The 23,047-nt window shown below is 67.6% G+C and carries 20 protein-coding genes and 2 pseudogenes; 11 read left to right on the top strand and 11 right to left on the bottom strand.

Annotated features, from left to right (window positions below; all coding sequences use genetic code 11):
• The first annotated feature begins 4 nt into the window (after positions 1 to 4).
• Positions 5 to 1,210, top strand: coding sequence for an HDOD domain-containing protein (locus G333_RS0111435; protein ID WP_018952210.1), 1,206 nt, complete (start codon positions 5 to 7; stop codon positions 1,208 to 1,210).
• 62 nt (positions 1,211 to 1,272) lie between these two features.
• A complete protein-coding gene (gene lipA, locus G333_RS0111430) occupies positions 1,273 to 2,229 on the top strand; it encodes a lipoyl synthase (RefSeq protein ID WP_019571158.1) in 957 nt (318 codons plus the stop codon).
• 346 nt (positions 2,230 to 2,575) lie between these two features.
• On the opposite strand, the pseudogene G333_RS15295 reads toward lipA, so the two are convergent.
• The 10 genes and pseudogenes from G333_RS15295 to ppa all read right to left on the bottom strand — a co-directional run bounded on the left by G333_RS15295 (position 2,576) and on the right by ppa (position 11,977).
• Positions 2,576 to 2,781, bottom strand: a pseudogene (locus G333_RS15295) (hypothetical protein).
• Positions 2,782 to 3,140: 359 nt separating this feature from the next.
• Complete coding sequence (gene lipB / locus G333_RS0111425) at positions 3,141 to 3,845, bottom strand: lipoyl(octanoyl) transferase LipB (RefSeq protein ID WP_018951492.1); 705 nt, start codon at positions 3,843 to 3,845, stop codon at positions 3,141 to 3,143.
• Positions 3,842 to 4,105: a YbeD family protein gene (locus G333_RS0111420; protein WP_018144082.1), complete on the bottom strand. Its 264-nt coding sequence runs from the start codon at positions 4,103 to 4,105 to the stop codon at positions 3,842 to 3,844. Before G333_RS0111420 ends, lipB begins: the two co-directional genes overlap by 4 nt.
• Positions 4,102 to 4,989 (bottom strand): D-amino acid aminotransferase, encoded by an 888-nt coding sequence (locus G333_RS0111415; protein WP_019628512.1) that lies wholly within the window; start codon positions 4,987 to 4,989, stop codon positions 4,102 to 4,104. The genes G333_RS0111420 and G333_RS0111415 overlap by 4 nt, the downstream gene beginning before the upstream one ends.
• 14 nt (positions 4,990 to 5,003) lie before the next feature.
• Positions 5,004 to 6,251 (bottom strand): D-alanyl-D-alanine carboxypeptidase family protein, encoded by a 1,248-nt coding sequence (locus G333_RS0111410; RefSeq protein WP_018951494.1) that lies wholly within the window; start codon positions 6,249 to 6,251, stop codon positions 5,004 to 5,006.
• Between the two features lie 85 nt (positions 6,252 to 6,336).
• The gene (locus tag G333_RS0111405; RefSeq protein ID WP_081624540.1) at positions 6,337 to 7,350 is read right to left on the bottom strand and encodes a septal ring lytic transglycosylase RlpA family protein; all 1,014 of its coding nucleotides are present in this window, start codon (positions 7,348 to 7,350) and stop codon (positions 6,337 to 6,339) included.
• On the bottom strand, positions 7,307 to 8,338 hold the full coding sequence (mltB, locus tag G333_RS0111400; protein WP_019628510.1) for a lytic murein transglycosylase B: 1,032 nt from the start codon (positions 8,336 to 8,338) through the stop codon (positions 7,307 to 7,309). Before mltB ends, G333_RS0111405 begins: the two co-directional genes overlap by 44 nt.
• A complete protein-coding gene (gene rodA, locus G333_RS0111395) occupies positions 8,335 to 9,453 on the bottom strand; it encodes a rod shape-determining protein RodA (protein ID WP_018938396.1) in 1,119 nt (372 codons plus the stop codon). The genes mltB and rodA overlap by 4 nt, the downstream gene beginning before the upstream one ends.
• Entirely contained in the window at positions 9,450 to 11,327 is a 1,878-nt protein-coding gene (mrdA, locus tag G333_RS0111390; protein ID WP_019628509.1) for a penicillin-binding protein 2, read from the bottom strand. Before mrdA ends, rodA begins: the two co-directional genes overlap by 4 nt.
• Before the next feature lie 113 nt (positions 11,328 to 11,440).
• Entirely contained in the window at positions 11,441 to 11,977 is a 537-nt protein-coding gene (gene ppa, locus G333_RS0111385; RefSeq protein ID WP_018144089.1) for an inorganic diphosphatase, read from the bottom strand.
• 239 nt (positions 11,978 to 12,216) lie between these two features.
• On the opposite strand from ppa, the gene G333_RS0111380 reads away from it, so the two are divergent.
• The 9 genes and pseudogenes from G333_RS0111380 (at position 12,217) to G333_RS15400 (ending at position 21,276) form a co-directional block, all read left to right on the top strand.
• On the top strand, positions 12,217 to 12,858 hold the full coding sequence (locus tag G333_RS0111380; RefSeq protein WP_018144090.1) for an adenylate kinase: 642 nt from the start codon (positions 12,217 to 12,219) through the stop codon (positions 12,856 to 12,858).
• 7 nt (positions 12,859 to 12,865) lie between these two features.
• On the top strand, positions 12,866 to 15,115 hold the full coding sequence (locus G333_RS0111375) for an LPS-assembly protein LptD (protein WP_019628508.1): 2,250 nt from the start codon (positions 12,866 to 12,868) through the stop codon (positions 15,113 to 15,115).
• Entirely contained in the window at positions 15,099 to 16,541 is a 1,443-nt protein-coding gene (locus tag G333_RS0111370) for a peptidylprolyl isomerase (protein WP_019628507.1), read from the top strand. The genes G333_RS0111375 and G333_RS0111370 overlap by 17 nt, the downstream gene beginning before the upstream one ends.
• Entirely contained in the window at positions 16,507 to 17,565 is a 1,059-nt protein-coding gene (pdxA, locus tag G333_RS0111365; protein ID WP_019628506.1) for a 4-hydroxythreonine-4-phosphate dehydrogenase PdxA, read from the top strand. Before G333_RS0111370 ends, pdxA begins: the two co-directional genes overlap by 35 nt.
• On the top strand, positions 17,562 to 18,365 hold the full coding sequence (gene rsmA, locus G333_RS0111360) for a 16S rRNA (adenine(1518)-N(6)/adenine(1519)-N(6))-dimethyltransferase RsmA (RefSeq protein ID WP_019628505.1): 804 nt from the start codon (positions 17,562 to 17,564) through the stop codon (positions 18,363 to 18,365). Before pdxA ends, rsmA begins: the two co-directional genes overlap by 4 nt.
• A gap of 34 nt (positions 18,366 to 18,399) precedes the next feature.
• Entirely contained in the window at positions 18,400 to 19,377 is a 978-nt protein-coding gene (locus tag G333_RS0111355) for a glucokinase (RefSeq protein ID WP_018951501.1), read from the top strand.
• A 58-nt stretch (positions 19,378 to 19,435) separates the two neighbouring features.
• Complete coding sequence (gene apaG / locus G333_RS0111350; protein ID WP_018144096.1) at positions 19,436 to 19,834, top strand: Co2+/Mg2+ efflux protein ApaG; 399 nt, start codon at positions 19,436 to 19,438, stop codon at positions 19,832 to 19,834.
• Between the two features lie 9 nt (positions 19,835 to 19,843).
• A complete protein-coding gene (locus G333_RS0111345; protein ID WP_019628504.1) occupies positions 19,844 to 20,677 on the top strand; it encodes a symmetrical bis(5'-nucleosyl)-tetraphosphatase in 834 nt (277 codons plus the stop codon).
• A 393-nt stretch (positions 20,678 to 21,070) separates the two neighbouring features.
• Positions 21,071 to 21,276, top strand: a pseudogene (locus G333_RS15400) (hypothetical protein).
• A 229-nt stretch (positions 21,277 to 21,505) separates the two neighbouring features.
• Here the strand turns inward: G333_RS15400 and ilvA are convergent.
• Positions 21,506 to 23,020: a threonine ammonia-lyase, biosynthetic gene (gene ilvA, locus G333_RS0111340; RefSeq protein WP_018952087.1), complete on the bottom strand. Its 1,515-nt coding sequence runs from the start codon at positions 23,018 to 23,020 to the stop codon at positions 21,506 to 21,508.
• Positions 23,021 to 23,047 lie beyond the last annotated feature (27 nt).

Here is a 23,047-nt window from a genome sequence, read left to right as displayed (position 1 = left end):
CGCGGTGATCGAGCAACGCCTCCCCCAGCTGCACCCGTTTGCCGAGCTGAGCGACCGGGCCCGCGACAAGCTACTGCAGCACGCCCGGACCATGACGGTGGATCCGGGCTTCAAGCTGCATGCACGCGACGAATTCCGCAGCATGATCTTCCTGCTGGAAGGCCGCATGATCCTGGCCAGCGGGCGCAATTCGGTCATGTTGAAAGGCGACAGCAGCGAAGCGCTGAACCCCCTGTTCGATGCGCACGACTACCACAGCCATGCCATCGCCGCGACTCGCTCGACCCTCGCCATGCTTGATCGCAAGGTCTATGAAACCCTGATCGACGGCGGCGGCCAGGACAGCGTCGAGGTCAGCGAGATCGAGCTATCCGATCTCGAGGGCGAACTGTTCAGCAGCATCTACACCCATGCCTACTCCGGGGAACTGGCCCTGCCCCAGCTCCCCGAAGTTGCCCTGCACCTGCAGCGGGCCCTCAGGGACCCGGATGTCTCCATCGCCGAGGCCACCCGCATCATCGAGGAAGATCCGAGCGTGGCCGGCCGCCTGCTGAGTGTGGCGAACAGCCCGGCCATGGGCAGCCGCCGTGTCGTCTCGCGCCTTCAGGATGCCGTCGCCCGGCTTGGACTGGAACGCACCCGCCAGTTGGTGATGGCCCTGGCGATGCACCAGGTCTTCATCCATCGCGACAACCCCTACCATGAACTGCTGGAACGCCTGTGGCGGCGCTCCGCACGCATTGCCGCGGTCAGTTGCGTGCTGGCCGACCAGTGCGAGGCCGCCGATCCGCAGAGTGCGTTGCTCGCCGGCCTCCTGCACCGAGTCGGGGCCTTGCCGGTCATCGCCGAGGTCGCCCGCACCCATCCGGACCGAACACCCGGGGAAGTGGAACGCGTACTGTTCCGACTGGAAGGCCTGATCGGCGAACTGGTTGCCCAGCAATGGGACCTGGCATCCGATATCATAGAGGCCATTCGCGATTCCGGCGGCCCGGAGAATCCGGAGGCTCACGCCCTGACCGACATCGTGCGAATCGCCCGCGCCGCATGCCCGCGGGATGCCGAAGACGACCTGCTCTCCGACCGCATCCCGCTCACCGACCTGCGGGCAGTGGAACGCCTCGGCTTTATCCTGGACGAGGACGGCAACCTGCCCGCCATCGAGACGGCTAGGCAGGAAGTCGAGGCGCTGATCCGCGAGGTTGCCTGAGCACGCCCGATCGCCCCACACCGGCCGCACAACCCGGCCGCCACGAAATTCAGGGAAGGTCCATGGACACTCGAATCCGCCCCCAGCCCGGTGAAAAACAGCGCGCCGCCGACAAGGTCGCGCGCATCCCGGTCAAGATCCATCCCACCGAGAAGCCCCAGCGCAAGCCCAAGTGGATCCGCGCGCAAAGCCAGGCACGGCCCGAGGTGCAGCGCATCAAGGGCATCCTGCGCGAACAGAAACTGCACACGGTCTGCGAAGAGGCGAGCTGCCCGAACCTCGGCGAATGCTTCGCCCACGGCACCGCCACCTTCATGATCATGGGCGACATCTGCACCCGCCGCTGCCCGTTCTGCGACGTCGCCCACGGCCGCCCCGAGGCCCTGGACGCGGACGAGCCCCGTCACCTGGCCGAGACCATCCAGGCGCTTGGCCTCAAGTACGTCGTGATCACCTCGGTGGACCGCGACGACCTGCGCGACGGGGGTGCCGGGCACTTTGTCGACTGCATCCGCGAGGTGCGCTCCCTGAATCCGGGCATGAAGATCGAGATCTTGGTACCGGATTTTCGCGGTCGCATGGATCGCGCGCTCGAAATCATGCACCAGGCCCCGCCAGACGTCTTCAACCACAACCTGGAGACGGTCCCGCGCCTGTACCGCGAGGCCCGTCCGGGCGCCGACTACGCCTGGTCGCTGGAGCTGCTCCGGCAGTTCCGGGAACAGCACCCCGGCGTGCCGACAAAGTCGGGCCTGATGCTGGGGCTCGGCGAGACCCGTGAAGAACTGCTGGAGGTCCTGCAGGACCTGCGCGACCACGGCTGCGACATGCTGACCCTGGGCCAGTACCTGCAGCCGTCGCGCCATCACCTGCCGGTGACGCGCTTCCTCTCCCCCGAGGAGTTCGACGAGCTCGGCGACCGCGCCCGCGAGATGGGCTTCAAGCAGGTGGCCAGCGGCCCAATGGTCCGCTCGTCCTACCACGCCGACCTCCAGGCCCAGGGCCTCGAAACCGCCTGACCCGTCCCGGGTGCCTTGCCGCGGCAACGCGTACGGTGCGGCCTGGCTGCTCCGAACGTTCACGTGTCGTACCAGCGCAGCCCGTAGCTAGAGCGGCTTGAAAACCGATTGTTTACAGGGCCTCGCGCCACCGCCTGCCTGGTCGTGGCTGGCCCCGGTTCATCCTCTGGTGTTTACGGTGGCTCCGGTCCGCATACTGCCCGGCGCTGACTCGCCAGCGCGCCCCGAGGCACTTTCTTGCTTGCCCAAGAAAGTGCCCAAAGAAGGGCACCCGGATTCCGCCCGGGAACCTTGCTCCAGGGCCCTCGGGCCGGCGGCGCTGAACTCGCTGCGCCTGCGGCTTCGCTCAGACATCCAGCGCCTTCTCCCGGCCCGAGCACCCTTCCGCAAGGGGCTCCATACGGGAGGCGAAGGTCAAGACAGAAGGTGTTCCGTCCCCCGGACATAACAATAGGCAATGCCGTCCGAAGGCCCCGGCGCCCGCCGCGCGGGCGCGGCACGCAACGGCCAAAGGCCGAGCGTGCCGAAGATGTCCGAAAGCCTAGCCATCATCCACTGGCAAGAACGTTGGGATAGCCGTTGTTTTGACCTGCCTCCCCGTTGTCGTCGCGCCGAGTGGAGAGGCTTTTCGCGGGAGAAGAGGCGCTGGATGTCTGAGCGGAGCCGCAGGCGCAGCGAGTTCAGCGCCGCCCGCGAAAAGCCTCGGAGCGAGGGAAACCCCGGCCCGCGTAGCGGGCCGGGGTCGCGGCAGTCGGGCGTCTTTCTTGGGTACTTCTTTGCACGAGCAAAGAAGTACCTCGCGGCGCGCTCGCGAGAGAGCGCCTGGCAGGCGGCCGGACGAAGGCACCGTAAACACCGAAGGACGAACCAGGACCAGCCACAACCCAGCCTTGGGAAGGCCAGGCGACGTGTTACGGCGCCGGGCAACGCCCCAGCGCCTGCACGCGCACCAGTTCGGCGGGCAACGCCGCCTCATGCCGAAGCGCGACATCCGCCCCCTCGTACAGCTGGATGGCGAGATTCGCCAGGAGCGCGTCGCGAACGCGGTCGATTGCGACCGGACCACCAAGCTGGACCTGCATGGAGGTCGTCGGCAGGCCCGCATAGCCACAGGGGTTGATGCGCGCAAACGGCGCCAGCACCGGCGCCACGTTCAGGGCGAGGCCATGGATGCTGCGGGCGTGGCGCACGCGCAAGCCGAGGGCCGCAATCTTCGCCTGCCCGACATAAACCCCGGGCGCGTTGGCCCGACGTTCGGCCTCGATACCCCATTGGGCAAGCGTATCGATGATGGCCTGTTCCAGGCACTCGACCAGACGGCGCACGCCGATCCCGAGGCGCCTGAGATCCAGCAGGGTGTAAACGACGAGTTGGCCGGGCCCGTGATAGGTGATCTGCCCACCGCGGTCGATCGCCACCACCGGCACGGCCCCAGGATCGAGCAGGTGCTCCGGACGGCCATTGCGTCCCTGGGTGAAGACCGGGGGATGCTGCACGCACCACAGGGCATCGGGGGCTTCGGCCGCGCGTTCGCGCCCATGCAGCTGCATCGCCTGCCAGACCGGGACGTAAGGGTGCAGCCCCAGCTCGCGCACCTCGACCGGGGCCGGTGTCACAGGATCATGCGCACCCGGTCGCAGCGGCCAAGGGAGCGGTAGAAGGCGTCCAGTTGTGCCTGGCTCGTCGCGGTAAAGGTGATGGTGATGCCGACGTAACGGCCGGCGCGCGAGGCCCGTTGCTCGATCACCGCGTCATCGGCATCCAGGTGTTCGGCCACGCAACCCTCTACGGCCTCCATCAACTCTGGATGGGCATCCCCCATCACCTTCACCGGGAACCGGCAGGGAAATTCGATCAGGGTCTCGCGGTCACTCATGCGGCACCTCCGGACTGCATTGGCTCACTCACGAGCGCACCCGGCTTGGCAGCCTGATAGGCCGCATGGAGGGCCTTCCAGACCGGACCAGGATGTCCCGTGCCCACGACCCGGTCATTAAGGCGCGTGACCGGGAGGATCTCGCGGGTCGAACTGGTCAGCCAGATCTCCTCCGCCCGTGCCAGCTCCGACTCGCTTACCGCGCACTCCTCCACCGGGTAGCCCAACTCGCGCGCCAGATCGAGAACCCGCGACCGCGTCACCCCGGGCAGCACCGAAGGCGCAAGTGGCGGCGTCACCAGACGGCCGTCGAGGACCACGAGGACGTTGCTGGCCGCACCCTCGGTGAGCTGTCCATCACGCAGCAGGATCGCCTCGACCGCACCCTGCTCGACCGCGGCCTGACGGTTCAGGACATTGGCCAGCAGCGTGGTCGCCTTGATGTCGCAGTGGCCCCAGCGGCGATCCTCGGCGGTCACGGCCGCCACACCCTCCGTGCGCACCGCCTCCGGCAGAGGCCGGATCGGGCTCACCATCGCGAGGACCGTCGGCCGGGCATCCGGCGGGAAGGCATGATCGCGCGGGGCCACGCCGCGGGTCACCTGCAGGTACACCCCCAGATCCGGGGTAGCGGGATCGGCATTGCGCGCCAGCAGATCTTCCAGAAGCGCAGTCCACTGCCCCGCATCAAAGGGGCTGAGAATGCGGATGGCCGCGAGGGACCGATCCAGGCGCTCGAGATGCGCGGGGAGCATGAAGAATTCGCCCGCGTAGCTGGGAATCACTTCGTAGACCGAATCCCCGAACAGGAAACCGCGGTCCAGCGGCGAGATCCGCACCTGGTCCAGCGGCAGGTAGTCCCCGTTGAAGTAGGCAATACTCACGCGCAACCTGCGTGTCAGAACGGCCAGGCCGCCTGGATACCCAGCGCTGCCCCATCCCAAAGGCGGCGCACGAGGCCACCTTGCTCCACCGTGTGCAACGCAACCAGTGGCTGGGTACGGATCACTTCGCCATCCAGGCGCACGACCACCTCACCGACCGGGTCACCCGCCGCCAGCGGTGCCTCCAACGGCTGGTGCACCTCCATCGAGGCGTCCAGGTCGTCCTCACGCCCCGGCGGAACCATCACCCAGAAATCCTCGGCCAGCCCCACGGCGACCTCGGTATCCGCCCCGCGGTAGACCCGTGGCGTTCCCAGTTCGTGCGCCCCTTCGAACAGTTTGCGGGTCGCGGTGAAACGCATACCCCAGTTCACCAGCGCCTGGGATTCGTTCGCGCGGCGGGTCCCGCCCTGCTGATGGTCGGCCGCTTCGATGCCCATCACCGCGGCCACCAGGCGACGATCATTGCGCTTGGCCGACGACACCAGGTTGTACCCGGCGCTCGAGGTCCAGCCGGTCTTCAGCCCATCAAAGCCGGAATCGCGCCACAGGAGCATATTGCGGTTGCTCTGGGAGATGTCGTTGTACTCGAAGGACCGCTCGCTGTAGTAGCCATAGAGATCCGGGAAATCGCGAATGAGCGCCCGCGCCAGCAGCACCATGTCCTGCGCAGTGGTGTACTGCGACTCCTCGGAAGGCAGGCCATGCGGATTGGCAAAATAGGACTGGCGCATCCCCAGTTCACGAGCCTGGGAGTTCATCATGTCGACAAAGGCCCCTTCGGAGCCGGCCACATGCTCGGCCAGAGCGGTAGAGGCATCGTTCCCGGACTGGACGATCATGCCCCGCAACAAGTCCTCGACCGCGACCTCCTCGCCGACCTCGATGAACATCCGCGATGCCCCGGTCATCCCGGTGCGCCAGGCACGCTCGCTCACCGTGACCGTATCGTCCAGCGCCATGCGGCCCTCGGTGATCTCGCCGAACACCACGTAGGCCGTCATCACCTTGGTCAGGCTGGCCGGCTCGCGCTCCACTTGCGGCTCGCGACTGGCCAGCATCAGACCGGAGTCGAAGTCCATCAGCGCATAACTCGCCGCCGTCACATCCGATGGCGGGCGCGGGATCCCGCTGGGGGTGATCGCCCCATCCCCGGCCACGGGCAGTTGTTGTTCCTGCGCGTGCACCGGAGCAAGCACCAGCATCGCGAGCAGGCAGGCCACCAGAAACGGCAAAAAGGGAATGCGGACGGACAGAGTCATGGCAGGGAAGGACCTCCTTAAGGACCGGTCTACGATAGCAGAGTGGGGCCCGGGACGGGCCGGAAAAACAACAGCGGCAGAGCCTTTACTGGGCGTTCTCGACCACGCGGTAATCAACGTGCGCCGCACCCTGCAGGCGATCCGTGATCGCGCGGACCGCATCGCCATCCGCCAACGGGCCAATCCGCACGCGATGGAGGTCCGCACCGTCGTCCCGCCCCAGGGTGGAGATACGAACCGGGTCGAAACCCAGGGCGCGCAGATCTTCGCGCACCTGTTCCGCGGACTGGCGCTCGGAAAACGCCCCGACCTGGACAAAACGCCCGCCCCCGGCGCCCTCGCCGTTGGACCCGGCGGCGGGCATCCCGGAGTCTGCTGTTTCCGGTAGCGGTTCGGGGGCTCGCTCGGCCACCCGTTCCGGCGAGGTCACGGCGGCCACGGCGGACACATCGACGACGGGCCCCGCGACCGCAACTCGGTCGTCGGACTCGGTATCACCCGGCCCCACCGAGCGCACACGCACCCGAGCCACCCCGGCATCGGTCATGTCGATGCGATGGGCCGCAGCGTAGGAAAGGTCGATGATGCGCCCATCCACAAATGGCCCGCGATCATTCACCCGCACCACCACCTGCTTGTTGTTCTCCAGGTTGGTGACCTCGACATAGCTTGGCAGCGGCAGAGACTTGTGTGCCGCCGTCATCGCATACATGTCATAGGGCTCGCCGCTGGACGTACGCCGGCCGTGGAATTTCGTGCCGTACCAGGAGGCAATGCCCTCTTCCTCGAAGCCGTCACTGGTCCGCAGGGTGCGATAACGCTGCCCGAACACCTCGTATTCCGACGGGTTGCCATAGCGACTGGGCGGCTCGTTGCGCGGCTCCGGTTCCGGGATCAGGGCGAGATCCTGCGGCACGTCGGCCGCATCGGGGTAACTGTCATAGGCGGCGTCACCCAGCGGGCGCGGGTCACGCTCCGGGGTACCGGAACAGCCAGCCAGCGCCAGCAACACAAACCCCAGCAGGAGCGCCCCGGGCGCAGGCCCGGAGGCCGGACTAGTCGGCCAGTGCCTCGGCAAGTTGGTGCACGGCCATCGCATACAGCGGGCTCCGGTTGTAGCGGGTAATCACGTAGAAGTTCGGGTATCCCAGGTAGTACTCGTAACCGTCATCGCCCTCGAGACGAATGAAGGAATACTCGCCATCCTCGTCCACGGCCTCGTCGGGGTAAATGCCGTGCTCGGCCAGTTCGTCGAGACCGAAGCGGGCCTGATAGTTACTGCTGATCAGGGCCTCGTGGCCATCCCCCTCGACCCGCGCCTTCGCCACCACCGGCTCGCCATGGTTCCAGTGGTGCTCGCGGAAGTAATTGGCCACCGAGCCGATCGCGTCCGGCCAGGAGTTCAACAGGTCACGCTGACCGGAGCCGTCGAAGTCCACTGCGTAGTGGCGGTAGCTGGACGAGATGAACTGACCGCGCCCCATGGCCCCGGCGTAGGATCCGCGCGTCTCGCGCGGATCCAGGCCTTCCTCGTCCACCAGGGTCAGGAATTCACCCAGCTCGCGGCGGAAGAAATCCGATCGCGGCGGGTAGTCGAAGCCCAGGGTCACCAGGGCATCGAACACGCGGAAGCCGCCAGTGTTGCGGCCATAGTAGGTCTCGACCCCGATAATGGAGGCGATGATCTTCGGCTCCACACCAAAGCGATCCTCGGCGCGCTTGAGCCAGCGGCCGTGTTCTTCCATGAAGTCGTGACCGCGCTCGATGCGCTGGTCGGTGATGAAGATCGGACGATAGTCCTTCCACGGCCGCGCCTCGGCCGGGCTGGAGATCAGGTCGAGGATGCGCTGCTGGGGGTCGGCGGCGGCAAACATCGCCTCCAGCGCCTCGCGGTCGCGGCCGGCCTCCACCTGTTCGTCGATGAACGCCTGCACCTCGTCGCGCTCGAGATACGGCGGATCGCCGGCACGGAATTCGCTTTCGGCCGCGACCGGGAGGGACACGGCAGCCAGGGACAGGACCAGCCCCGTCCGTAACAGGGTCGGGCGGACAATGCGGGCCCACACGGGGCGCAAGTTCAGGCTCATCGATTCACCAGGCGTTTCTGGGAGGCTATGCTCATGAGAATACCGAAGGCGACCATAAGGGTCACCAGCGAAGTACCCCCGTAACTGACGAGGGGCAGCGGCACGCCGACCACCGGCAACAGGCCGGTCACCATGCCGATATTGACCACCATGTAGACCGCAAAGGTCAGGCTGATACTCCCGCCCAGCAACCGGGCGTAGCGATCCTGTGCCAGCGCGGCGATCCAGAGCCCGCGCGCAACAATCGCAAAATACAGCAGCAGCAACAGCGCGACACCTATAAAGCCGAATTCCTCGGCGTAGACCGCAAAAATAAAGTCGGTGGAACGCTCGGGCAGAAACTCCAGTTGCGACTGGGTCCCGTTCAGCCAGCCCTTGCCATACAGCCCGCCGGACCCGATGGCGATCTTCGACTGGATGATGTGATAGCCGGCGCCCAGCGGATCGGACTCCGGGTTGAACAGCGTCAGCACCCGCTGGCGCTGATAATCCAGCATCTGCGACCACAGGATCGGGATGGCGGCGGCCGCCGTGAACCCTAGCCCAACGAACCAGCGCCAGCCCAGCCCCGCAAGAAAGATCACCAGGAACCCGGCGGCCCCGACCAGCATCGAGGTGCCCAGATCCGGTTGCTGCATGATCAGATAGACCGGCGCCAGGATCAGCGCCGCAGTCACCACCAGGTCTCGGAAGCGCGGACGACCATCCCGCTGGGACAGGTACCAGGCCACCATCATCGGCACCGCGAGCTTCATGATCTCCGAAGGCTGGAAGCGCATGAAGCCGAGATCCAGCCAGCGCTGCGCGCCCTTGCCAACATCCCCGACCCACATCACCGCCAGCAACAGCAGGACCCCGGCTACAAAGAGCCATGGCGAGATCGCGCGCAGGGCATGCATGGACACCTGGGCGACCAGCAGCATGGCGGCCACCCCCAGGCCGATCCGCATGACCTGTCGCTCCAGGGCGACCACGCTCTCGCCGGTGGCGCTGAACAGTACCGCCAGCCCCAGCAACAGCAGGATGGACAGCAGCACCAGCAGCACGCTGTCCAGGCGCAGGCTGCGCAGCGCCCACTGACTAACGGACATCTCGCGGCCGGTCACGCTGATCATTCGTCCTCCGGGACATCGATCGTCATGCCCGCCCCCTCCAGCAGGTAGGCGTCCAGGACCTCGCGGGCCACCGGCGCCGCCACCCGGCCACCGGAACCGCCGTGTTCCACCAGCACCGCCACCGCGATGCGCGGGTCCTCGGCCGGGGCATATCCGACGAACAGGGCATGGTCCCACAGGCGGCGCGCCAGTTCCTCCTCGTCGTATTCCTCGTCCTCGCCCAGACTGAACACCTGCGAGGTACCGGTCTTGCCGGCGATGGTGTACTCCGGCCGGGTACTTCCGATGCTACCCCAGGCGGTGCCATGACGCGCGTTCACGGCCTCCACCAGCGAGCCATGGATGGCGTCCCAGTGTTTCTCGTCGACCGTTACCGGATCCCGCAGCATGGGCAAGCGATATTCGGGTTCGCCCACTCCGTTGTCCATGGCGCGCAGCAGGTGCGGCTGATAACGCTCGCCACGGGCCGCAAGGGCCGCAGTGAAGTCGGCCATCTGCAGGGGGGTCGACAGCATGTAGCCCTGGCCGATTGCGGTGATCAGGGTCTCGCCGGGAAACCACACCTGGTCATGCGTGGCCCGTTTCCAGTTGCGGCTGGGCAGGATGCCTGGGCGCTCCCCGGTGGAATCGATCCCGGTCCGCTGCCCGATCCCGAAGGCCCCCAGAATCGGGACCATGCGGTCGATCCCCATGGTGTGGGCCAGGTCGTAGAAATAGACGTCCGACGACACCGCGATGGCGCGCGACATGTCCACGCGACCATGCCCCTCGCGACGCCAGTCGCGATAGCGCCGCTCATGCCCCGGGAGCTGGAAATACCCGCGGGCGAACATCTCGCGCTCGGCGGTGGTCACCTCTTCGTCCAGGGCCGCCAGACCCACCAGCGGCTTGATCGTCGAACCCGGCGGGTACTGGCCACTCAGGGCGCGGTTGAACAGGGGCCGGCGATAGTCGTCACGCACCGCGGCAAAGTCGGCCTGCGAGATCCCGTGGACGAACGACTCGGGATCAAAACCGGGGGCGCTGACCAGCGCAAGCACCTCGCCATTATTCGGATCCACGGCCACGATGGCCCCGTCCCGCCCGGCCAACGCCCGATAGGCCGCCTGCTGCAGGTTGACGTCGAGGGTCAAGGTCAGGTCCGTGCCCGGTTGCGGCGGGGTCACCGAGAGTTCGCGGATCACGCGCCCCTGGGCGTTCACCTCCACCTGGCGATAGCCCGGCCGCCCGTGCAGCAGATCCTCGTAGTAGCGCTCGACGCCGCTCTTGCCGATATGCGAAGTGCCGGCATAGGCACGCCCGTCGACCCGCTGCAGGTCATGCTGATTGATGCGCCCGACATAGCCGACCGCATGCGAGAACTTGGACCCCAGCGGATAGAACCGCAGCGGCCGCGCCTCGATCTCCACCCCGGGCAGCTCGTGGCGCGAAACCGCAATCCGCGCCACCGTCTCGTCGTCCAGGCCGGCCTTCAGCAACACCGGCTGGAACGGCCGCCGCTGACGCACCCCGCGCTGGAACCGCTCGACGTCCGCCTCGCTTAGCTCCACGTAACCGCGCAGGCGAGCGAGCAGGGAATCGAGATCGCCGGCCTGCTCGACCGTGACCTCCAGTTGATAGGAGGCGCGATTGCCCGCCAGAAGCACGCCATTACGGTCGCGGATCACCCCTCGAGTGGGGGCAATCGGTTCCACCCGTAGGCGGTTGTTCTCCGAGAGCGTGGTGAAGTGCGTGTGCGCACCGACCTGCAGGCCCGAAAGCCGCCAGCCCAGTGCCAGCAGAATGACCGCCAGGATCACCAGCGCCAGCAGGATGCGCACGGCAAAGCGTTCGCGGTCCTGCTGTTCCTCGCCGTAGGCGTCGCGTTCGGCCATTTCAGGGGGTCACGGGGCCGTGACCCCCACTGACCACCGCCCACGCAAAGACCGGACCGCCCCAAGGGGGTGGCCCGGCGCTGGCCTCGCGCTGCATGCAGCGGGTGGCGACGTCAGATCTTGCTCTTCTGGAAACGCTTGTAGCTGGCAACAATCTCCGCCTTGGCCGCCTCGGCGTCCGCCCAGCCCTCGACCTTGACCCACTTGCCCTTCTCCAGCTCCTTGTAGTGCTCGAAGAAATGCTTGATCGAGTCCAGCAGTTCCTGACCCACGTCCTCCGGCCCCTGATACTTTTCGTACTGCGGATGCAGTTTGGTCACCGGCACGGCCAGGATCTTGGCGTCCACACCCGCCTCGTCGGTCATCTGCAACACGCCGATCGGACGCGAACGCACCACCGAACCCGGCATCAGCGGCACCGGGGTGACCACCAGCACATCCACCGGATCGCCGTCTTCCGACAGGGTGTGCGGAACAAACCCGTAGTTGCACGGATAGAACATCGCGACCGTCATGAAGCGATCAACCATCAGGGCCCCGCTGTCCTTGTCGATCTCGTATTTGACGGGCTGCCCGTGGGCGGGGATCTCGATCACGACGTTGACGTCATTGGGGAGATCCTTGCCGGCTTCGATCTGGTTCATGTCCATGCTTGCTTCCCAAAAGTTGGTTTGGCTAGCCGGGCATTATACAGGGGACACGCACCTCAAGGGCACCCGGCCAGCGGCCCCAACGGTTGCGGGCAAGCACCTTCAGGCGGTATAAGACCGCGCTCGGGAAACGGTTTGCGTCTTCAGTGACCAGCCCCGTTTCGCCACCGCCATTCACCGTGCCGCCCCCGTTCCCGGCTAGTCCTGCGGTTCGGCGCGGCACCCGGCAGGAGTCAGCTATGCGTATCGTCCTGATGGGCGCCCCCGGTTCCGGCAAGGGCACCCAGGCCAAGAAGATGGTCGCCACCTTCGGCATCCCCCAGATCTCCACCGGCGACCTGCTGCGTGCCGCCGTCGCCGCCGAGACAGAACTCGGCAAGCAGGCCAAGAGCGCGATGGATGCCGGCCAACTGGTCCCCGACGACCTGGTGCTGGGGCTGATCCGCGATCGCCTGCAGGAACCCGATGCGCAGAAGGGGTTCATCCTCGACGGCTTCCCGCGCAACGTCGCCCAGGCCGAGGCCCTGGATACCATGCTGGCCGACATCGAGTCGCCGCTCGACCGCGCGATCCAGATCGACGTCCCGTTCGAGGAACTCAAGCAGCGCCTGACCGGGCGTGTCTCCTGCGGCGACTGTGGCGCAGTGTTCAACACCCATACCTTCCCGCCACAAAAGGAAGGCGTGTGCGACCTGTGCGGCGGTGACCTGGTCCACCGCGCGGACGACAACGAAGAGACCGTGGTCAACCGCCTCAAGGTCTACGAGGAGCAGACCCAGCCGCTGATCGAGTACTACGACGGTCATGGCCTGCTCAAGCACATCAACGGCACCCGCGACATCGAGCTGATCTTCGACGAGATCCGCCAGCTGCTGTCCTGAATTCGGGATGAGCCGACGGCCCGCCAGCTCCGCGCCTCGCCGTCACCCGATCGCGCGGCAGGTCGCGGTGAGCCTGGGCTTGGCGGCCGCCGGCCTGATCCCCGTAACCGTTCCCGCCGACGACCGCCCGTCGGGATGCGCGTTTGCCCCGGGGATCGAATGGCCCGAGCTGCGTACCCTCGAGGGCGGCCTGACCGAGATTGACGCCGATCACGTCCGCCGTGATGGCGAACGCATCTCGGCCACGGGCAACGTGCGCCTGTTCGAGGCCGGGCGACGCCTGGATACCGACTTCCTCGAATACGACCGCGCCTCCGGCACTGCGCGCACCGAGGGCGACACCCGGCTGTTCGACGGCGACCTGCTGCTGCACACCGAGGGCGGCGAATATCGTCTGGACGCGGAGACCGGCGAGTTCCGCCGAATCGATTTCCTGGTGCAGTCCATCCCGGCACGCGGTAGCGCCGAACGCGGCGTTCAGCATGCCCCGCACCTCCACGACTTCGAGGACGCCGAATACACCACCTGCCCGGTGGGCAACGACTCCTGGTGGCTGCGCACCGGCGACCTGGAGCTCGACCGCGAAAGCGGCGTCGGCGTGGCCCGCAACGCGACGATCCGTTTCAAGGGTGTGCCCATCGCCTACACCCCGTACATCAACTTCCCACTGGATGATCGCCGCAAGAGTGGCTTCCTGCTGCCCAGTGCGGGTACCGGCGGGCGCACCGGGTTCGATCTCGCGACGCCCTGGTACTGGAACATCGCGCCCAACTACGACGCGACCTTCACCCCGCGCATCATGGCCGACCGCGGGGTAATGCTGGGCACCGAGTTCCGCTATCTGCAGCCCCGGCACAATGGTGTGCTTGACGTCCGCTACCTGCCGGATGACCGCGAGACCGGCGAAGACCGCCACTTCGCCCAGTGGCGCCATCAGACCCGGATCACCTCCAACCTGAACCTGCGCCTCGACGTCGCGGATGTCTCCGATCGGGAATACTTCTTCGATTTCGGCAACTCCGACCGCTACGCCGGTTCCACGCCCTATCTGCGGCGCTCCGCCGACCTGACCTGGAACCAGCCGGCCTATCGCCTGCGCACGCGTATCGAGGACTACCAGATCGTCGACCCCGAGCTGAGTGCCGCCGGCGAGCCCTACCAGCGCCTGCCGCAGATCACCCTGGAGGCGGGGGAATACCTGGGCCACGGCCTGTCCTGGGACCTCGACACCGAACTGGTGCGTTTCGAGCGCAGTGAAGATCAGTCCGGGCGCCCGCTGGGCACCCGGCTCGACCTGAACCCCGAGGTGCGCTGGCGCCATGACACCGGCGGCTTCTTCTTCGAACCCGCCTTCGGGGTCCGTCACACCCGCTACGAGCTGGACCGCCGCGGCCGGACCGGTCCGGAATCGATCAGCCGCACCGTGCCGCGCGCCTCCATCGACACCGGACTGATCTTCGAACGTCCGATCGCGGACGGCCAGCGCCTGCAGACCCTGGAACCGCGCATCTTCTACGGCTACGTGCCCTACCGCGACCAGAATGACATCCCGATCTTCGATACCGGCGAGGCCGACTTCAGCTTCGACAACCTGTTCAGCCTGGACCGCTTCGTCGGCGCCGACCGGGTGGGCGACACCCATCAGGTCACCACGGCCCTGACCACGCGCATCTTCGACCAGCAGACCGGGCGCGAACGCCTGAGCCTGTCTGCCGGGCAGATCCACTATCTGGAAGACCGCGAGGTCCGCCGGCGCTCGGGAGATGACCCACTATCCGAGTCACGCTCCGATCTCGCGCTGGAAGGCCGGGTCCGCATCGGCGATGCATGGGACGGCCGCGGATCCATCCTCTACAACCAGGATGCCGGCGAGACCACCCTGGCGGCGGTCTCGGTCGGCTACAGCCCGCGCGAACGCGCCCGGATCAACGTGGGCTACCGCCAGCGCGAGGCCGGCGCCCGCTCCATCGACCAGACCGATGTCTCCGTGATGTGGCCGGTCACCGAGCGCATCGACGCCATCGGGCGCTGGAACTACAGCCTGCAGGAGGAACGCGATCTCGAACTTCTGGCCGGGCTTCAGTATCGTAGTTGCTGCTATGGTATCCGCGTGGTCGCACGCCGCGCGTACTCCTTCGACGAGACCTACGACAACTCGATCTACTTCCAACTCACGCTGGACGGCCTGGCACGGTTCGATTCCGGCGTGGATTCGCTATTGCGCGAGGGTATTGCCGGATATGACGCACGTCCCTGAACAACGCCGCCGCGGCAAGGCCCGCGCCCTGCTGCCGCTGCTGGCCGCCCTGGTCTACGGCCTCGGCCTGCCGGCGATGGCCCAGACGACCGCGCCCGCGGCCGGCGACCTCTCGCAGGGCGCGGTCCAGGCCCCGGTCACCCCCGGGGCCGCCCGCGACAGCGGGGCCCCGGCCGCCCCCATCACCCCGGAGGGCGACCGCTTCACCGACCGCATCCTGGCCGTGGTGGGCGACGACGTGATCACCCAGCGCGAGCTGGTGGAACGCATGAACCTGATCGCCCAGCAGATGGTCGAGCGCGGCACCCGCCCGCCGGATCAGGACACCCTGGCGCGGCAGGTCATGGAGCGCCTGATCGTCGAGCGCGTGCAGCTGCAGGAAGCCGAGCGCGTCGGCATCAATATCGACGAGATGACCCTGAACCGCGCGATGGAAAACATCGCCCGCGAGAACCGCATGACCCTGCCGCAACTGCGCCAGGCCCTGATGCAGGACGGGGTGGACTTCAACGCCTTTCGCGAACAGATCCGCCACGAACTGACCGTGAACCAGCTGCAGCGCCGCCAGGTCGATCAGCGCATCCGCGTCTCCGACCCGGAGATCGCCGACCTGATCGCCTCCGAGAGCGGCGCGATCGACCGCGGCGTGCGCTACCGCATCGCACAGATCATGGTCCCCCTGCCCCAGGGCGCGGATGCCAGCCAGATCGCCGAGGCACGCGAGAAGGCCGAAGCGCTGCGCCAGCGCGTGCGCGAGGGCGAGGACTTCGCCACCGTCGCGATCAGCGAGTCCCAAGGCCCTCAGGCCCTGGAAGGCGGCGACCTCGGCTGGCGCTCGGCCGGCGAAATCCCCGGCATGTTCGCCCGCGAAGCGGTGCTGATGCGCACAGGCGAGATCAGCGAGGTCCTGCGTTCGCCCGGCGGCTTCCACATCATGAAACTGCTGGACCGCGAGGGCGGCGACCAGACGCGCGTGCAGCAGACCCGCGTGCGCCATATCCTGATCAGCCCGGACCAGGTGCGCAGCGACGAGGACGCCCGCCGCCAGGCGCAGTCGCTATACAACCGCATCCGCGAGGGCGCGAGCTTCGAGGACCTGGCACGCGCCAACTCGGACGACCCCGGCTCGGCCGCCCAGGGCGGCGCCCTCGGCTGGGTCAGCCCGGGCGAACTGGTGCCCGGCTTCGAGGAGGCCATGGACGCCCTGGAACCGGGCGTGGCCAGCGAACCGGTGGAGAGCCAGTTCGGCTGGCACATCATCGAGGTCCTGGAACGCCGCGAGGTCGACACCTCGCGCGAACAGATCCGGGCCCGTGCCCGCGAGATCCTGCAAAACCGCAAGCGCGAGGAAGAACTCGAGTTGTGGCTGCGCCGCCTGCGGGACGAGGCCTATGTCGAATACCGGGTCGACGGCTTCGGCTCCTGATCCGCGCGGGGCCCACGCGGTCCCGCGCCTGGCCCTGACCGCCGGCGACCCCGCCGGCATCGGGCCCGATCTCCTGATCGCAATGGCCCGGCAGCGCGGCCACGCGCAGCGCGTCGCCATCGCCGACCCGGACGTCCTCGAGGCCCGTGCCCGCCAGCTCGGCGAGTCCCTGCGCCTGATCCACTTCGACCCGGAACGCCCGCGCGCGGTCACCCCGGCCCACACCCTGGAGATCCTGCCCGTACCGGTGGCAACCCCGGTGGTCGCCGGCACCCTGGACCCGGCCAACGCCGAGCACGTGCTGGCCTTGCTGGCCACGGCCGCCACCGGCTGCCTCGACGGCACCTTCGAGGCAATGGTCACCGGTCCGGTGCACAAGGGCGTAATCAACCGCGCCGGGATCGCCTTTAGTGGTCACACAGAGTGGCTTGCCGAGCGCGCCGGCGCCCCGATGCCGGTGATGATGCTGGCCACCGAGGGCCTGCGGGTCGCGCTGGTCACCACCCACCTGCCACTGCGCGCGGTCCCCGACGCCATCAGCGCAGACCGCCTGGAGGCCGTGACCCGCGTCCTGCATCACGACCTGCAGCGCGACTTCGGTATCGCCGACCCGGTGATCGCCGTCTGCGGGCTGAACCCGCATGCCGGCGAGGATGGCGTCCTCGGACGCGAGGAGATCGAGATCATCACCCCCACCCTGGACCGCCTGCGGGAAGCCGGCATGCGTCTGCGCGGGCCACTCCCGGCCGACACCGCATTCACCCCGCGCGCCCTGCACGGCGTCGACGCCGTGCTCGCCATGTACCACGACCAGGGGCTTCCGGTCCTCAAGCACTCCGGCTTCGGCAGCGCCATCAATGTCACCCTGGGCCTGCCCTTCATCCGCACCTCGGTGGACCACGGCACGGCACTGGATCTGGCCGGCACCGGGCGCGCCGAGGTCGGCAGCTTCCAGGCCGCCGAACGCCTGGCCGAAACCCTCGCGGCGCGAGCCGCCGCACGCCGGAGCACCCCCAGGGCATGACCCGAATCAAGACCTCGTCGCCGATCCGCAAGCGTTTCGGCCAGAACTTCCTCCACGATGCCGGCATCCTCGCGCGCATCGTCGCGGCGATCGCCCCGCAACCCGGCGATGCCGTGCTGGAGATCGGTCCTGGCCGTGGCGCCCTGACGGCCGCCCTGCTGGAGCGCCTGGAGCATCTGGTCGCGGTGGAGATCGACCGCGACCTGGCGGCCGGCCTGCGCGCCGGCTTCCCCCCAGAACGCCTGGACCTGCACGTGGGCGACGCCCTGCATATGCAGCTATCCGACCTCGGCGCGTTGCCCGAGCGGGGCTGGCGTGTGGTCGGCAATCTGCCCTATAACATCTCCACCCCGTTGATGTTCCACCTGCTGGATCAGGTCGGCGCCATCCGCGACATGCACTTCCTGCTGCAACGCGAGGTCGTGGAGCGCATGACTGCCGCCCCCGGCAGCAAGCGCTACGGGCGCCTGACGGTGATGCTGGCCGCCCGCGCCGAGGCGACCGCCCTGTTCACCGTGCCCCCCGAGGCCTTCCACCCCCCACCCAAGGTCTACTCCAGCGTCGTGCGCATCACGCCCCTGGCCGAACCGCGCGTCGCGCCGACGCTGTACCCAACCTTCGCGCGGGTGGTCAACCAGGCATTCTCCAGCCGCCGCAAGACCCTGCGCCGCGGTCTCTCCGGCCTGGCCGAGATCGCCGACCTCGAGGCCGCCGGCCTGGATCCGGGCGAGCGCCCGGAGAACATCGACATCACCGGCTTCGAAGCCCTGGCTCGACGCCTCCACCCCGCCACCCCCTGAACAGCCGGCGGCCGCGATCCGCTACCATGGGTCCATGGACCTGATCGTTGCTGATGTTGGCGGGACCAATACCCGCGTTGCCCGCGCCCACCGCGATGCGGACGGGTGGTCTTTGCACGAGGGCGAGCGCTACCGCAGCCGCGAACACCCCGACCTGGCCAGCATCCTCGAACGCTGGCGCACCGAGGTTGCGACAGTGGATACCTTTGCTGCGGCGGGTCTGGCGGTGGCCGGCCCCGTGCATCACGGCCGGGCGCGCGTCACGAACCTGCCCTGGCCAGCGCTGGACACCACCACGCTCGCGGATCACCTGGGGCTGCCCGTCACTCTGTTGAATGACTTTGCCGCCATCGGCGCGAGCCTCGACGCCCTGCAGCCACAGGACTATGAAACCCTGCAGGAAGGAGCGCACGATCCCGCCGGCCTGCGTCTGGTCGCGGGCGCCGGTACCGGGCTCGGCACCTGTCTGGTGGGCCCGCCCGGCGCCGCCACCATCTTTCCCGGCGAGGGCGGCCACGCGCGCTTCTCGCCCAGCGGGGCGGAGGAGGCCGCACTGGGCGATTTCGTAGCCCGCGAACTGGGATACTGCACACGCGAGCATCTGCTCAGCGGTCGCGGAATCGCCCGCATCGGGCATTTCGAGCTTGACCGCCAGCCTGACCCCGAATTGGCACAGGCCCTGGAGACCGCCGAACCCGCCGCGGCGATTGGCGAACTGGCGCTCGCCGGGCACCCCGCGGCTCAAGCCGTCATCGATCGCTTCGTCGGCGTCTACGCCGGGCAACTGGCGGACATGGCCCTGACCGCGCTCCCCAGCGGGGGGGTCTTCCTGGCCGGTGGCATCGCCCCGCGCTGGCTCGAGGCATTCCGCGGACCACGCTTTCGTAGCACCTTCCGTAATCGCCCACCGATGACCCACTTGCTTGAGCAATTGCCCGTGGCCCTTATCATGCACCCCGAACCGGGCCTGCTCGGCGCTGCCGTTTACGCCAGCCGGTCCGTGAAACCCTGACGCCGGGCCTGCCCCGCGCACGGGCGTTTCCCGCTCACGAATCTGGAGCCGCAACCGCATGAACCAGCCCCAAGAGCACGACACCGAAGCCCACACCATCGAGATCGAGGTCTCCACTGCCTATGTGGAAGACCAGTCGGAACCCGATGACGACCGCTATGTCTTCGCCTATCACGTGGTGATCCGCAACGCGGGGGCGCTGACCGTGCAACTGCTCAACCGCCACTGGATCATCCGCGATGGCCGCGACCAGACGCAGGAGGTACGCGGCGAGGGCGTGATCGGGGAACAGCCCAGCATCGAGCCCGGTGACAGTTTCGAGTACACCAGTGGCACGGTGATCGAGACCCCGGTGGGCACCATGGAAGGCAGCTACGGCATGCGCGACGAACGCGGCAACACCTTCGACGCGCCGATCCCGCCGTTCACGCTATCCGTCCCGCGCACGCTGCACTAGGCCGGCCCGATGGCCCTCTACGCAGTCGGCGACCTCCAGGGCTGCCTGGCCCCGCTGGAACGCCTGCTGGAGCAGGTGCGCTTCGACCCGGCGGCCGACCATCTATGGCTGGTCGGCGACCTGGTCAACCGTGGCCCGGACTCGCTCGGCTGCCTGCGCCGGGTCCGGGCGCTGGGGGATGCCGCGACCGCGGTACTGGGCAACCACGACCTGCACCTGCTGGCCACTGCGGAAGGCGTGCGCTCCCCCGGCGGCAAGGACACCCTGCGCCCGGTGCTGGACGCCCCGGACGCCGCCGACCTGCTGGACTGGCTGGCGCGGCGCCCGCTCCTGCATTCCGACGCGTCCAGCGGCTGGACCCTGGTGCATGCGGGCCTCCCGCCGGCCTGGGACCCGGACACAGCGCAGACCGAGGCACGGCGCGTGGAGGCCGATCTACGCGACCCCGCCCGCCGTCAGGCGCTGTTCGAGGTCATGTACGGCGATGAACCGACGCTGTGGAGCCCCGATCTCGACGGCTACGACCGCTCCCGCTACACCATCAACGCCTTCACCCGCATGCGCTACATCACCGCCGACGGTGCGCTGGAATTCGCCGGCAACGGCCCGCCGGAAGAGGCCCCATCCGGCCTCACCCCCTGGTTCCAGGTACCCGGCCGCGCGGCCGCCGGCCACCCGATCGTGTTCGGCCACTGGGCCGCCCTCGGACATCGCGTCGGGCCGGACTGGCTGGCCCTGGACAGCGGCTGCGTCTGGGGCAACCGCATGACCCTCGCCCGCCTCGACAACACCGACGTCGATCCCGCCCGAGTGACCACCTGGCAGACACCCTGCCCCACCTGACCCGGCCGCTACCGCGCAGCACCTTCCAGGCACCCGCCTACCATCCGGCCGCATATGCCATGTTGTGGCTGGCCATGGTTCATCGCTCGGTGTTTACGGTGGCTTCGGTCCGCATACTGCCGTGCGCTGTCTCGCCAGCGCGCCGCGAGGTACTTCTTTGCTCGTGCAAAGAAGTACCCAAGAAACACGCCCGACTGCCGCGACCCCGGCCCGCTGCGCGGGCCGGGGTTTCCCTCGCTCCGAGGCTTTTCGCGGGCGGCGCTGAACTCGCTGCGCCTTCGGCTCCGCTCAGACATCCAGCGCCTTGAATCCCGCGAAAAGCCTCTCCACTCGGCGCGACGACAACGGGGAGATAGGCCAAGACAACGGCTACCCCAGCGTTCCTGCCAGTAGATGATGGCTAGGTCTTCGAGCATCTTCGGCACGCTCGGCCTTTGGCCGTTGCGTGCCGCACCCGCGGAGCGGGTGCCGGGCCCTTCGAGCGGCGATGCCTGTTGTCGTTCCATGGCGCCGGAATACCTGCTGTTTTGACCTTCCCCTCCCGTATGGAGCCCCTCGCGGAGGGCGTGATGGGCCGGGAGAAGGCGCTGGATGTCTGAGCGAAGCGCAGCGTAGCGAGTTCAGCGCCGCCGGCCCAGCGCGTCCGGAGCGAGGTTCCCGGGCGGAATCCTGGGGCCCTTCTTTGGGTACTTTCTTGGGCAAGCAAGAAAGTACCTCGCGGTGCGCTCGCGAAAGAGCGCCTGGCAGGCGGCCGGACGAAGGCACGTAAACACCGGAGGACGGCCCAGGGCCCGCCTAGAACATGCCACCCCCTAAGGAAACGCGCGGTCAGCGCAGGAAGAGGGAGTAGGCCGGATTCCCGGTCTCCTCGTGCCATGGATACCCGACCTCCTTCAGAAACTCGCGGAACCGCGCCCGATCCTCGGCGGGGATCTGCATGCCGACCAGCACGCGGCCATAGGCGGCACCATGGTTGCGATAGTGGAACAGGCTGATGTTCCAGGTCTGGCCCATGTGCGTCAGGAAATTCAGCAGCGCGCCGGGGCGCTCCGGGAACTCGAAGCGGTAGATCCGTTCGTTGCGGACCTCGCCACCGTGGCCGCCGACCATGTGCCGGAGGTGGAGCTTGGCCACCTCGTTCTCGGTCATGTCCAGAACGTCGTAACCCGCCTCCTCCAGGGCCGCCAGGATTTCCTGGCGCTCGGGGTCGCCCCCCTCCAGTTTGATACCGGCAAAGACCTGGGCCTTCTCGTCATCCGCGTAGCGGTAGTTGAATTCGGTGACCCCGCGCTTACCGATGGCCTGACAGAACTGACGAAAGCTACCTGGACGCTCGGGGATGGTGACCGCAAACAGGGCCTCGCGATGCTCGCCGATCTCGGCGCGCTCGGCCACGTGGCGCAAGCGATCGAAGTTGATATTGGCCCCGCTGAGTACCGCCGCCAGGTTCGCGCCCTGCAGGCCCTCGCGCTGGATGTACTGCTTCATCCCGGCCACCGCGAGGGCCCCGGCCGGCTCGGCCACCACGCGGGTGTCATCGAAGATGTCCTTGATGGCCGCGCAAATGGAGTCGGTGTCCACGAGGAGGACCTCGTCGATCAGGTCGCGGCACAGGCGGAAGGTCTCCTTGCCGACCTGACGCACGGCCGCGCCGTCGGCAAAGATCCCGACCTGTTTGAGGGTGACCCGGCGGTTCTGTTGCAGCGCCTTGTACATCGAGGGCGCATCGTCCGGCTCCACGCCGATGACCTTGATCTCCGGACGCAGGCGCTTGATGTAGGCCGCCATGCCGGCCGCCAGGCCACCGCCACCGATGCAGACAAACACCGCGTCCAGATGACCCGGGTGCTGGCGCAATAGCTCCATCGCCACCGTGCCCTGCCCGGCGATCACGTCGGGATCGTCGAACGGATGGATGAAGGTGTAGCCGTGTTTCTGTTCCAGTTCGCGGGCGTGGGCGGCCGCCTCGTCGAAGGAGTCGCCGTGCAGCACAGCCTTGCCACCGAACCGGCGCACCGCGTCGATCTTGATCGACGGCGTGGTCACCGGCATTACGATCACGGCCTTGATGCCGAGGTGACTGGCCCCCAGCGCAACGCCCTGCGCATGGTTGCCGGCGGAGGCGGCCACCACGCCCTTTGCGCGCTGTTCCGGGGTTAGCTGGGCGATCTTGTTGTAGGCGCCGCGCAGCTTGAACGAGAAGACCGGCTGCAGATCTTCGCGCTTCAGCCACAACGTGGAGCCAAGGCGCTCCGACAGATTCGGCATCGGGTCCAGTGGCGTCTCGCGCGCGACATCGTAGACGCGTGCCGTCAGGATCTTCTCGAGATAGGGGAATTTCATGGCCCAAACGATAGCATGCGAGGCCTT

It is taken from the genome of Thioalkalivibrio sp. AKL10, from assembly GCF_000381845.1.
Taxonomy (GTDB): domain Bacteria; phylum Pseudomonadota; class Gammaproteobacteria; order Ectothiorhodospirales; family Ectothiorhodospiraceae; genus Thioalkalivibrio; species Thioalkalivibrio versutus.
The sequence above is the reverse complement of the archived record's forward strand: the minus strand, read 5'-3'. Positions and strand labels throughout refer to the sequence as shown.

Coding starts and splice junctions, on each gene's coding strand:
- pdxA (WP_019628506.1), top strand. CDS start 16,507: ATGTCGAATACCGGGTCGACGGCTTCGGCTCCTGATCCGCGCGGGGCC.
- rsmA (WP_019628505.1), top strand. CDS start 17,562: ATGACCCGAATCAAGACCTCGTCGCCGATCCGCAAGCGTTTCGGCCAG.
- G333_RS0111410 (WP_018951494.1), bottom strand. CDS start 6,251: ATGACTCTGTCCGTCCGCATTCCCTTTTTGCCGTTTCTGGTGGCCTGC.
- lipA (WP_019571158.1), top strand. CDS start 1,273: ATGGACACTCGAATCCGCCCCCAGCCCGGTGAAAAACAGCGCGCCGCC.
- G333_RS0111370 (WP_019628507.1), top strand. CDS start 15,099: ATGACGCACGTCCCTGAACAACGCCGCCGCGGCAAGGCCCGCGCCCTG.
- mrdA (WP_019628509.1), bottom strand. CDS start 11,327: ATGGCCGAACGCGACGCCTACGGCGAGGAACAGCAGGACCGCGAACGC.
- G333_RS0111345 (WP_019628504.1), top strand. CDS start 19,844: ATGGCCCTCTACGCAGTCGGCGACCTCCAGGGCTGCCTGGCCCCGCTG.
- ppa (WP_018144089.1), bottom strand. CDS start 11,977: ATGGACATGAACCAGATCGAAGCCGGCAAGGATCTCCCCAATGACGTC.
- mltB (WP_019628510.1), bottom strand. CDS start 8,338: ATGAGCCTGAACTTGCGCCCCGTGTGGGCCCGCATTGTCCGCCCGACC.
- G333_RS0111355 (WP_018951501.1), top strand. CDS start 18,400: ATGGACCTGATCGTTGCTGATGTTGGCGGGACCAATACCCGCGTTGCC.
- G333_RS0111405 (WP_081624540.1), bottom strand. CDS start 7,350: ATGCGATGGCCGTGCACCAACTTGCCGAGGCACTGGCCGACTAGTCCG.
- G333_RS0111380 (WP_018144090.1), top strand. CDS start 12,217: ATGCGTATCGTCCTGATGGGCGCCCCCGGTTCCGGCAAGGGCACCCAG.
- G333_RS0111375 (WP_019628508.1), top strand. CDS start 12,866: ATGAGCCGACGGCCCGCCAGCTCCGCGCCTCGCCGTCACCCGATCGCG.
- apaG (WP_018144096.1), top strand. CDS start 19,436: ATGAACCAGCCCCAAGAGCACGACACCGAAGCCCACACCATCGAGATC.
- rodA (WP_018938396.1), bottom strand. CDS start 9,453: ATGATCAGCGTGACCGGCCGCGAGATGTCCGTTAGTCAGTGGGCGCTG.
- G333_RS0111420 (WP_018144082.1), bottom strand. CDS start 4,105: ATGAGTGACCGCGAGACCCTGATCGAATTTCCCTGCCGGTTCCCGGTG.
- ilvA (WP_018952087.1), bottom strand. CDS start 23,020: ATGAAATTCCCCTATCTCGAGAAGATCCTGACGGCACGCGTCTACGAT.